The following is an 11,411-nucleotide window of genomic DNA, read 5'->3' as shown; positions in this document are numbered from 1 at the left end:
GCCGCCGCCGACCAGGAGCCCCCGGCGGCACCCGCCGTGCGCGGGCGGCACCCGTTCACGCCGCCGAGCCGTACGCGGGCCTTCCGCGGCGGCGCGTACGGGGACAAGCTCGTCTTCAGCGCCGCCATCAAAGGCTCGGGCAACGGCTCCCACAGCGAGGGGGCCATCATCCGGTACGGCGGGATCTCCCTGGGCGGCGATCTGGCCGAGCTGCGGGACGGGCAGGTTCAGGAGTTCTGGCGGGACCGGCTGGACGACGACGACCCCGAGGCGGGGCCGCCGATCAGGGCCGTGGCCAGGCTCGGCCTGATCGTGGGCGTGGGCCTGCTGGTGGCCGGGCTGGTCTGGGCCGTCGTGAACGCCCGCCAGCATCCCCCGACGCTCACCAAGGCCTCGGCGCAGTCGGGCGGCCTGCTGGACGAGCCGTCGCGCTGGGTGGCCGGGGTGGCCCCGATGGCCGCCGGAGCCGGCCTGACGAGCATGGCCAGGAAGGCCGAGCTGCCCAAGCCCGCACCCCCGGTGGCCAGGCTGTCGCCGGCGACGGCGTGGCTGGGCTCGGGGCGTACCGGAACGTTCGCGCTGTCGTGCGACGGGCGCTGCGAGATCGTCTCCGCCAAGGGCACCGACGGCATCACCGTGTCCGGAAACACCTTCAAGGTAACCGCGCCGCTCTCGCCCGGCTGCTCCGGGCGGTCGAGCGTGGAGCGGGGGAAGATCACCGTCCGGTGGGCGGGCCGGGCGACCGGTGACGGCAAGACGACCGGCGGCACCAGCGCCGGCGGCGGCACCCTGACCATGAGCGTCGCCTGGACGGTCCGGCAGAAGGGCACGCGGACGACGCTCGACTACCGGCGCGGCGTCCTCTCCTGCGGGTGAGGGCCCCGGGCAGCGCGCCCGAGGCCCCCTCATACCGCTAGAAGCCCCCTCATACCGCTAGAAGAACGAGAACTCGCGATCGGGCTCGGGCAGCTCGACCCGGTCGGGACCGCGGAACGTGGTCGTGTCCTGCGGCACGTCCGCCAGCGGCGTGCCCAGGACGAACGGGACGACGACGCTCGACCTGGCCAGGTCGAGCGTCACGGTCGCGCCGGTGCCGGTCTCGTCGCTGTAGGTCGAGTCGGTGCCGGCCACCACCAGGCCGACCCGGTGACCCTTCCTGAAGGTGTAGTCCTGCGGCAGCGTCAGCCACTTGACCGTCCCGTACGTGCCGGGCGGCAGCGGCGCGGCCTGGCTGAGCGAGTCGCGGTTCTGGACGTCGATCCAGCCGCGGGCGACGATCTCGAGCGGGCGGGTGGCCACGTTCGTGACGACCTTCTTGTAGCAGGCGTCGTCGGCCGCGGTGCTCTCGCCGTAGCAGTCCTCCTCGGTGAGCGTGGTGATGCCCTGGCCGCGGCGCCAGTCGACGCGGGTGCCGTCGCCGAAGTCGACGAGCAGGGCGGTCAGGTTGGAGGTGGGCTTGTCCAGCTTGACCCGCAGGTCCGCGGTGGGCGTGCCGGACAGGCGCAGGTCGAGCGGGAGCGCGCCCGTGGTGAACGCGACCCGTCCCGGGTTCGCCGTCCCGACGTCGGCGACCATGGCGCTCTCGGTCATGGCGACGTCGGTGAAGGAGGCGGTGCTGTTCCTGGCGGCGGGCTTGAGGCCGAGCGAGCCGTCGGGCGCGGGGCGCAGGGACGCCTTGAGCGCGAACGGCGCCGGCCAGTCGTGCTGGGTGGTCCAGCGGGCCGGGCCGATCTCGACGTCGGCGCGGGGCTCGTTCATGATCCCGTTGCGTACGCCGTGCAGCCAGTAGTCGAACCACCGGTGCAGGGTGTCCACCCAGAGCGCGCGCCGGCCCTCGAAGTCGAACGGGTCCACGTGCTGGGTCTGGCCGACCCAGATCTTGCGCGGCACGTTGCGGTCGGCCAGGGCCTTCCACCAGGTCGAGAAGTTGTCGGGCTTGACGTTGAGGTCGTTGACCGTGTGGACGACGAACACGCTCGCCTTGACCTTGGAGGCGTCGCCGAGCAGGCCCTTGATGTAGTCGCGCTCGGCCCAGAACGGGTTGAAATCGCCCGTGTCGTCGCCGTCCTCGGCGTCCATCCTGTCGCGCACGGCCTGGCACTTGGCCTCGGGGTCGGTGTCGACGTAGTTGGCCAGCCAGGAGGCGTAGTCGTGGTTGTAGATGACGCCGTTGGAGCGCTGGTACTTGTACCAGGAGCTGATGGCCGAGATGGGCACGATGGTCTTCAGGCCCTCGACGCCGGTGGCGGCGACGGCGTTGGCCAGGGTGCCGTCGTACGACTTGCCGATCATGGCGGCCTTGCCCGTCGTCCAGTCGGCCACGGCCGGGGTGCCGTCCGCCCTGAACGCCTTGGCGCGGCCGTTCAGCCAGTCGATGACGGCCTTGCCGCCCAGGACGTCCGCCTTGCCGCCGATGTCCGGGCAGCCGTCCGATCGGGTGGTGCCGAGCATGTCGACGTTGAGGACGGCGTAGCCGCGGGGGACGAAGTAGTTGTCGTAGAAGAGCGGAAATTTGGTGACATTTCCGGCGGCGTCGTAAATTTTGCGCTCTGCCTCGTTGCCGCGGCCCGAGTTGTCGTAGTACGGGCTCTCATCGATGATCACCGGCACCTTGAGCCCCGGGCCGGACTCCTTGGGCCTGATGACGTCCACGCGTACTCTGTCGAGTTTCCCGTCGAGATCGCTGTCGACGGTCGACTCGACGTACACGTGCTCGCGGACGGCGTCCGCGTAGGAGAAGACCGGCTGCGTACTGCCGTTCTGGACGGTGATGGCGGGTGGTGCTGCCGCCGCCTGGGCGGGTGTCGCGATCGCGAGGGTGAGGGTGACGGCGAAGAGGGCGGGGCGTAATTGTGGCACGCGTGACCTCCGGGACGTGGGCCGAATCACCCGCAATCTCTCAGACCGCCCGAAGCCTGACAAGATTTCCTCATGGACGTACGGGATCGAGTACGAGGCTGCCTCCTCGGCGGCGCGATCGGCGACGCGCTCGGGTCGCCGATCGAGTTCCAGTCGTGGCGGGAGATCCGCAGGGAGCACGGGGCCGAGGGCATTACCGGATATGTCACGACGTGGCGAGGAAGATCCGGTCTCATCACCGACGACACCCAGATGACGCTCTTCACCGTGGAAGGGCTGCTCCGGGCCCGTGCCGCCTACGCTGGTGGACCCCCGGCCCCGGGGCGGGCGGCGTACCCGTACCCCGAGGTGGTGGAGCCGGTGCGGCAGGCGTACCTGCGCTGGCTCGACACCCAGAACCACCAGGCCCCGCCGCCCGCGGACCGCCCGCACCGCACGGGCCTGCTGCGCGAGGAGACCTGGCTGTACTCGCGCCGGGCCCCGGGCAACGCCTGCCTGTCGGGCCTGCGTCAGCAGTTCCCCGAGCCGTCCCCGCTGGGGGCGCCGGGCCCGGTGAACCCGGACTCCAAGGGCTGCGGCACCGTGATGCGCTCGGCCCCCTTCGGCCTGGTCGCCCTCTCCGGCGCGGCGGGGCCCGACCCTCGGGAGGCGTTCGAGGTGGCGGCGGCGTGCGCGCAGATCACCCACGGGCACCCGACCGCCTACCTGGCCGCGGGGGCGTTCGCCGCGATCACGGCGTACCTCGTGGCGGGCGAGGCCCTGGAGCCCGCCGTCCACCGCGCCTTGGACCTGCTGGCGGCCTACCCGGCGCACGACGAGACCAGCGCGGCCCTGCGCGCCGCCGTGGCGCTCGCCGCCGACGGCGGCGCGCACTCGCCGGAGCGGGTCGAGTCGCTGGGCGGCGCGTGGGTGGCCGAGGAGGCGCTGGCCATCGGCGTGTACTGCGCGCTGGCCGAGCCCTCCGTGGAGCGGGCCCTGCTGCTGTCGGTCAACCACTCGGGCGACAGCGACTCCACCGGCTCGGTGTGCGGCAACCTGCTCGGCGCTCTCCACGGCACCGGCGTCCTGCCCGCCGCCTGGCTGCGCCCCCTGGAGGGCCGTGACACGATCGAACGTCTCGCCGCCGAGCTGGTATAACCGGCAGGCGTCCCGGGCCGGGCGAGATATTGGGATGCGCGTCCCGCCGGTGTCGGGCAGCATGGTCGGTTGGCTCCGGGGACGCGGGGCTCAAATATCCTGAAAGCAGTATGGGAACGCCTTCCTTGTCCTCTCCACTCGCCGAGCTCCACTCACGCCTGCCCGAGCTCATGCCGCGCGACCAGCGGCGACTGCGGCGCAGGCTCGACGGCATGCGCCGGGTCCGGTCACGTGACGCCCGGGACAAGATCGTCGCGGAGATCCTCGCCGACGTCGAACGCGCCGAGCAGCGGCTGGTCCGGCGGCGCGAAGCCGTACCGGTGGTGAAATATCCGGAAAACCTGCCGGTCTCCCAGCGGAAAGACGACATCCTGGCGGCCATCCGCGACCACCAGGTGGTGATCATCGCGGGCGAGACGGGCTCCGGCAAGACGACCCAGATCCCCAAGATCTGCCTGGAGCTGGGCCGCGGCGTACGCGGGCTGATCGGCCACACCCAGCCCCGCCGCATCGCCGCCCGCACGGTCGCCGAGCGCATCGCCGAGGAGCTCGGCACCGACCTGGGCGAGGTCGTCGGCTACAAGGTCCGCTTCACCGACCAGGCGAGCGACCGCACGCTCGTCAAGCTGATGACCGACGGCATCCTGCTGGCCGAGCTGCAGAACGACCGCATGCTCGACCAGTACGACACGCTGATCATCGACGAGGCCCACGAACGCAGCCTCAACATCGATTTCATCCTCGGCTACCTCAAGCAGCTCCTGCCCCAGCGCCCCGACCTCAAGGTCATCATCACCAGCGCCACGATCGACCCCGAGCGCTTCTCCCGCCACTTCGACGACGCGCCGATCGTCGAGGTCTCCGGCCGCACCTACCCGGTGGAGGTGCGTTACCGGCCGCTCAGCGAGGACGACGACCAGACCCAGGGCATCGTGGACGCCTGCCGGGAGCTGATCTCGGAGGGGCCCGGCGACATCCTGGTGTTCCTGTCGGGCGAGCGGGAGATCCGCGACGCCGCCGACGCCCTGGGCAAGGCCGAGTTCCGCAACACCGAGATCCTCCCGCTCTACGCCCGCCTGAGCGCCGCCGAGCAGCACCGCGTCTTCCAGCGCCACACGGGCCGCCGCGTCGTGCTGGCCACCAACGTCGCCGAGACGTCGCTCACGGTTCCCGGCATCAAATACGTCGTCGACCCGGGGTTCGCCCGCATCTCCCGCTACAGCCACCGCACCAAGGTGCAGCGGCTGCCGATCGAGGCCGTCTCGCAGGCCAGCGCCAACCAGCGCAAGGGCCGCTCGGGCCGCACCTCCGACGGCATCTGCATCCGGCTGTACGAGGAGGAAGACTTCCTCAGCCGGCCCGAGTTCACCGACCCCGAGATCCTGCGCACCAACCTGGCCTCCGTCATCCTCCAGATGACCTCGATCGGGCTGGGCGACATCGAGGCGTTCCCGTTCGTGGAGCCGCCGGACCGCCGCCAGGTCAAGGACGGCGTCAACCTGCTGCACGAGCTGGGCGCGTTCGACGTCCACGGCAAGCTCACCGGCGTCGGCCGCAAGCTGGCCGGCCTCCCCGTCGACCCGCGCCTGGGGCGCATGGTGCTGGAGGCCGAGAAGAACGGCTGCCTGCGCGAGGTCATGGTGATCGCCGCGGCGCTGTCCATCCAGGACCCGCGCGAGCGCCCGTCCGACAAGCAGCAGCAGGCCGACGAGAAGCACCGGCGCTTCGCCGACCCCGAGTCCGACTTCCTGGCCTACCTCAACCTGTGGAACTACCTGCGCGACAAGCAGAAGGAGCTGTCCTCCAGCGCCTTCCGGCGGCTGTGCAAGGCCGAGTTCCTCAACTACCTGCGCGTACGCGAGTGGCAGGACATCTACAGCCAGGTGCGCCAGTCGCTCGGCGCCCAGCCCAACAGCCAGCCCGCGCAGCCGTACCACGTGCACGCGTCGCTGCTGGTCGGGCTGCTGTCGCACATCGGCGTCAAGGACGTCATGGACAAGCAGCGCGGCCAGGACGGCCGCCGGCCGATCCAGGAATACCTCGGCGCCCGCAACGCCCGCTTCGCCATCTTCCCCGGCTCGGCGCTGGCCAAGAAGCAGCCGCAGTGGGTCATGTCGGCCGAGCTGGTCGAGACCTCCCGGCTCTGGGCCCGCGTCAACGCCAAGATCGAGCCCGACTGGGTCGAGCCGCTCGCGCAGCACCTGGTCAAACGCACCTACTCCGAGCCGCACTGGGAGAAGAACCAGGGTGCGGTGATCGCCCTGGAGAAGGTCACCCTGTACGGGGTGCCGCTCGTGGTGGGCCGCAAGGTCAACTACGGCCGCATCGACCCCGACCTGTCGCGTGAGCTGTTCATCAGGCACGCCCTGGTCGAGGGCGACTGGGACACCCACCACCGCTTCCTCAAGGACAACCGCAGGCTGCTCGGCGAGGTCGAGGAGCTGGAGAACCGGGCGCGCCGCCGCGACATCATGGTGGACGACGAGGCGCTGTTCGACTTCTACGAGCAGCGGGTGCCGGCCGACGTGGTCTCGGCCCGCCACTTCGACTCCTGGTGGAAGCAGGCCAGGCAGCAGACGCCCGACCTGCTCACGTTCTCGCCGGACATGCTGGTCAACGAGGGCGCCGACGTCAGCGCCCGCGACTACCCCGACACCTGGAAACAGCTCGGGCAGCGGATGAAGCTGACCTACCAGTTCGAGCCGGGCGCGGACGCCGACGGCGTGACCGTCCACGTGCCGCTGCAGGTGCTCAACCAGGTCAGCTCCGACGGCTTCGACTGGCAGATCCCCGGCCTACGCGAGGAGCTGATCACCGCGCTGATCCGCTCGCTGCCGAAGGCCCTGCGCCGCAACTTCGTGCCCGCCCCCAACTACGCCAAGCAGGTGCTGGAGGGGGTCAAGCAGGGCGGCGAGCCGCTGCTGGCGGCCGTGGAGCGCGAGCTGCTGCGCCTCACCGGCGTACGCGTGCCGCGCGAGGCCTGGCAGCTCGACCAGGTGCCCGAGCATCTGCGCATCACGTACCGGGTGATCGACGAGCGCCGGCGCACGGTGGCCGAGGACAAGGACCTCGACGCGCTGAAGCGCCGCCTCGCCCCGCGCCTGCGGGAGACGCTCTCGCAGGCCGGCGACGACCTGGAGCAGACCGGCCTGCACACGTGGAGCTTCGGGACGCTGCCGAAGGTGTTCGAGCAGGGCCGGATGAAGGGCTATCCGGCGCTGGTGGACGCGGGCGACTCCGTCTCGATCAAGATCTTCGACACGGCGGCCGAGCAGCGCCGCTCCCACTGGCCCGGCGTGCGCCGCCTGCTCCTCCTCAACGTCACCAACCCGGCCAAATCCCTGCTGGGCGGCCTGTCCAACCAGGCCAAGCTGGCGCTGTCACGCAGCCCGCACGGCGGGGCGGTGGCGCTGTTCGAGGACGTGGTCAACGCGGCCGTCGACAAGCTGATGCTCGACGCCGGGGGCGCGGCGTGGGACCCGGTGGCCTTCGACCGCCTCTACCAGCACGTACGGGCTCACCTCCACGACACGGCGGCCGACGTGCTGTCGAAGGTGGAGCAGATCCTGAGCGTCTGGCACGCGGCGGGCGGCCGGCTGAGCGGCCTGCGGGAGAGCGTGTCGACGGACGACATCCGCGAGCAGCTCGGCAAACTCGTCTACGCGGGCTTCGTCACGGCGACCGGTTACCGGCGTTTGTCCGACATCTTGCGCTATATCCGGGCGATCGACCGCCGCCTCACCAAGCTCCCCGAGGAGCCCTGGCGGGACCAGGAGTGGATGGACAAGGTGCACAAGGTCGAGGACGACTACCACGACGTGCTGGAGAAGCTCCCCCGGGCGCGGAGAGGGGATCCGGACGTGGCGGAGATCCGGTGGATGATCGAGGAGCTGCGGGTGAGCTTCTTCGCTCAGACGTTGGGCACGCCTACCCCGGTGTCAGAGAAGCGCATCACCAAGGCGATGGAGAAGCTCACACCATGAAGATCGAGGTATCGAGCTCGAAGTTGACGGGGTCGGGCAGGTAGAGCAGCTTTCCCATGGGCTCCGAGTCGATCGTGCGATATACGCCGTCCTCGATGTCGCTGTACACAGTTACGCTCGGGCACTTCGCGACCTGGTCGATCAGCAGGTAGACCGGCACCTCGCCCAGCGCGTAAAGACGCACCTTTTCCTCGCGGTCGTCGCGAACGCTGCTGGGCGAGACCACCTCGGTGACCATGATCACTCCAGTCGACAGCAGGTCATTACCCCATCGTTTGCAGTCGCGGGGCCACAGCACGTAGTCGGGCTGGAGTGAGTATCTGGGCCCATCGATGCAGATCTGCGGCCCATGCGCTCCGTGCCAGCCGCGCTCCTTGCGCAACGGACGCAGAGCGTAGGCCAGCTCGTCGCTGGCCAAGAAATGCTCAGGGGTGCCTGATGGGCTCACGATCAGCTTCCCTTCGATGACCTCAACCCGGAAGCCGGGGAGGGGGGGTAGGACATCGAACAACTCCCGAGCGGTGCGTGGCGTTCGGCGGCGTCGCACCGCAGTCGCCTTCGGGTTGTCTTCTTGCTCTGCCTCGTCCGTGTGACGTTCCTCTTCGGTGGAGTGCTGCTCCTCCGCCGCGTCGGTGTGGTCCTCCTCCACTTCCACTACATCCGTGTGGAGCTCTTCTTCCACCATGGCGACCATGGATGCTCTCCCTTCGTATTCGAACGGGCACGCTAAGTATTCCATCCCGCGCGCGCCGATGCCACGAAAATCGGCCGCCCCGTGGGGCGGCCGATTCGGTGGGGTGTCACGCCGGGACGGCGCTCACGTCGCGTTCGTAGAAGCGGTGGCCGGCCACCGCCGTCGCGAACTTCTCCGCGATCCCGTCCCCCATCACCACCCCCACGTCGTTGGGCAGCCGGGCGGCCTCCAGGAGCTCCCGCCCCGACCCCACGGCCCCGATGGCCTTGCCGTGCTTGAACGCCTCCATGACGAAGAACCGCGCCCGCCCCAGCGAGGCCAGGGCCGCGCCGTCGGCGGCCACCACCGCGTCGTAGAGGACCGAGCTCGCCGCGCCGAGCTGCCGGTCCACCGGGATGCCGGCCACGGTGCCCTCCGCCGGGGCCAGCACCTCGCAGATGGCGCCCTTGCCCTCCAGGGACTCGCGCAGGGCGGTCACCTCGCCGGCGTCCGTCCCGTCCGCCATGAGGATGGCGACCTTGCGGGTGGCGATGCTCTGCGGCTGGCCGGTCATGCTGAGCGCGGGTGAGGCGTTGGCGTGGACCTCGGTCCTGGGCGGCTCGGGCAGGCCGAGCCCCTGGGCCACCTGGGCGGCCAGGTCGGGGTGGATCTGGCCCAGGTGCCGGACCACGCCCTCCTTGATGGGAGGCCGCTCCACGTGCCCGAGTTCGAACAGGAAGGCGGCCACGATGTGCCGCTTCTCCCAGTCCGCCATGCTGTTCCAGAACAGGGTGGCCTGGCTGTAGTGGTCCTCGAAGCTGGGGCTGCGCTCGCGGATCTTCACGCCGTCCACCCGCTCCTGGTAGTGCCGGTAGCCGTCGGTGGCCTCGGGGCGGTTGCCGCTGATGGAGTTGGGCGCGTAGCTGGTGCGCGACTCGTGGATCAGGTGCTGGTGGAAGCCGTCGCGCTGGTCGTTGCGTACCTCGTTCACCGGCCGGTTGACCGGGATCTGCGGGAAGTTGGGCCCGCCCAGGCGCAGGAGCTGGGTGTCGAGGTAGGAGAAGTTGCGGGCCTGCAGCAGCGGGTCGTTGGAGAAGTCGATGCCGGGCACGACGTTGGCGGTGTGGAAGGCGACCTGCTCGGTCTCGGCGAAGAAGTTCTGCGGGTTGCGGTTGAGCGTCATCCTGCCGATGGGCCGCAGCGGCACCTGCTCCTCAGGGATGATCTTCGTGGGGTCGAGCAGGTCGAAGTCGAAGTCGTGCTCCCGAGACTCGGGCACGAGCTGCACGCACAGCTCGTACTCGGGGTAGGCGCCGCGCTCGATGGCCTCCCACAGGTCCCGGCGGTTGTAGTCGGGGTCGTTGCCCTGGATGCGCAGCACCTCGTCCCACACCAGCGAGTACGTCCCCAGCACCGGCCGCCAGTGCCACTTGACGAACGTCCCCTGCCCGGAGGCGTTCACCAGCCGGAACGTGTGCACCCCGAACCCCTGCATCATCCGGAAGCTGCGCGGGATCGCCCGGTCGGACATCAGCCACATGATCATGTGCAGCGACTCCGGCTGGAGCTGCACGAAGTCCCAGAACGTGTCGTGCGCCGACTGCGCCTGCGGGATCTCGTTGTGCGGCTCCGGCTTGACCGCGTGCACGAAGTCGGGGAACTTGATGCCGTCCTGGATGAAGAAGACCGGGAAGTTGTTGCCCACGAGGTCGAAGTTGCCCTGAGAGGTGTAGAACTTCGTGGCGAACCCGCGTACGTCGCGCACGGTGTCGGCCGAGCCGCGCGAGCCCGCGACGGTCGAGAAGCGCACGAACGTCGGCGTCGGCGTCGAGGTGTCGTTCAGGAAGGCCGCCGAGGTCAGGTCGCCGAGCGGCTCGTAGAGCTGGAAGACCCCGTACGCGCCCGCGCCCCTGGCGTGGACCACGCGCTCGGGTATGCGTTCGTGGTCGAAACGGGTGATCTTCTCGCGGAAGTGGAAGTCCTCCATGAGTGTCGGCCCGCGGGTGCCCGCCCGCAGCGAGTCGTCCGTGTGATCGACCGGGACGCCCTGATCCGTGGTCATGGTGAGGTCGTCGAGTGGGACGCGATCGGCGTCGAGCTGGCGGTGTTTCGCATCGCGCTCTGGCTGCATGAAGAAATCCCCCTTATAGGATTTGTCGGGCGCTTTATCTAGGTGCCCGGCCGAACGGGTTGAAACGGGGGGATTGATGATCAAGGCCGTGGTGTTCGACGTCGGGGAGACACTGATCAGCGAGGCGCGCATCTGGACGCGCTGGGCCGGGCGGCTGGGCGTGAGCGAGTTCGTGCTGATGGGCGCGCTCGGCGGGATGGCGGCGCTGGACCGCCCCCACATCGACGCCTTCGAGCTCATCCGCCCCGGCTTCGACGCGGACGCGGAGGATGCCGCCTGGGAGCGCGACGAGCCCGACGGCCTGCGTAACCACTTCGACGCCGACGACCTCTACCCCGACGTGCGCGACGCCCTGGCGGCCATCAGGGCGGCCGGATACCAGGTGATCATCGCGGGCAACCAGCCGGCGCGGGCCTACGGGGCGCTCGTCGCCATGGACCTGCCCGCCGACTCCGTGCACACCTCCGAGGGATGGGGCGTGTCCAAGCCGGACGCCGGGTTCTTCGCCAAGGTCGCGGCGGTCGCGGGGCGGGAGCCCGGCGAGATCCTCTACGTCGGCGACCGGCTCGACAACGACGTGCTCCCGGCCGCCGCGTCGGGCATGCGCACGGCGCTGCTGCGCCGCGGC

The 11,411-nt window shown here is 70.0% G+C and carries 7 protein-coding genes; 4 read left to right on the top strand and 3 right to left on the bottom strand.

What is annotated here, in order from left to right; genetic code table 11:
* On the top strand, positions 1–876 hold an 876-nt coding region (locus ACWDX9_RS52350; RefSeq protein ID WP_449969362.1), incomplete at its 5' end, for a hypothetical protein.
* A gap of 57 nt (positions 877–933) precedes the next feature.
* On the opposite strand, the gene ACWDX9_RS52345 is transcribed toward ACWDX9_RS52350, so the two are convergent.
* Positions 934–2,859 (bottom strand): Xaa-Pro dipeptidyl-peptidase, encoded by a 1,926-nt coding sequence (locus ACWDX9_RS52345; protein WP_449969360.1) that lies wholly within the window; start codon positions 2,857–2,859, stop codon positions 934–936.
* 72 nt (positions 2,860–2,931) lie between these two features.
* Between ACWDX9_RS52345 and ACWDX9_RS52340 the strand changes: the two genes are divergently transcribed.
* Together ACWDX9_RS52340 and hrpA are read left to right on the top strand one after the other, a co-directional pair.
* Complete coding sequence (locus ACWDX9_RS52340; protein WP_449969357.1) at positions 2,932–3,996, top strand: ADP-ribosylglycohydrolase family protein; 1,065 nt, start codon at positions 2,932–2,934, stop codon at positions 3,994–3,996.
* A gap of 110 nt (positions 3,997–4,106) precedes the next feature.
* Entirely contained in the window at positions 4,107–7,979 is a 3,873-nt protein-coding gene (gene hrpA / locus ACWDX9_RS52335; protein WP_449969355.1) for an ATP-dependent RNA helicase HrpA, read from the top strand.
* On the opposite strand, the gene ACWDX9_RS52330 is transcribed toward hrpA, so the two are convergent.
* Together ACWDX9_RS52330 and ACWDX9_RS52325 are read right to left on the bottom strand one after the other, a co-directional pair.
* Positions 7,969–8,673 (bottom strand): Uma2 family endonuclease, encoded by a 705-nt coding sequence (locus ACWDX9_RS52330; protein WP_449969352.1) that lies wholly within the window; start codon positions 8,671–8,673, stop codon positions 7,969–7,971. The two genes, hrpA and ACWDX9_RS52330, sit on opposite strands and share 11 nt — an antisense overlap.
* Positions 8,674–8,779: 106 nt before the next feature.
* Positions 8,780–10,783, bottom strand: a complete 2,004-nt coding sequence (locus ACWDX9_RS52325; RefSeq protein ID WP_449969349.1) for a catalase — start codon at positions 10,781–10,783, stop codon at positions 8,780–8,782.
* Positions 10,784–10,859: 76 nt separating this feature from the next.
* On the opposite strand from ACWDX9_RS52325, the gene ACWDX9_RS52320 reads away from it, so the two are divergent.
* A partial coding sequence (locus ACWDX9_RS52320) for an HAD family hydrolase (RefSeq protein ID WP_449969346.1) occupies positions 10,860–11,411 on the top strand: 552 nt, incomplete at its 3' end.

This window comes from Nonomuraea sp. NPDC003201 (genome assembly GCF_053590415.1).
The sequence above is the reverse complement of the archived record's forward strand: the minus strand, read 5'-3'. Positions and strand labels throughout refer to the sequence as shown.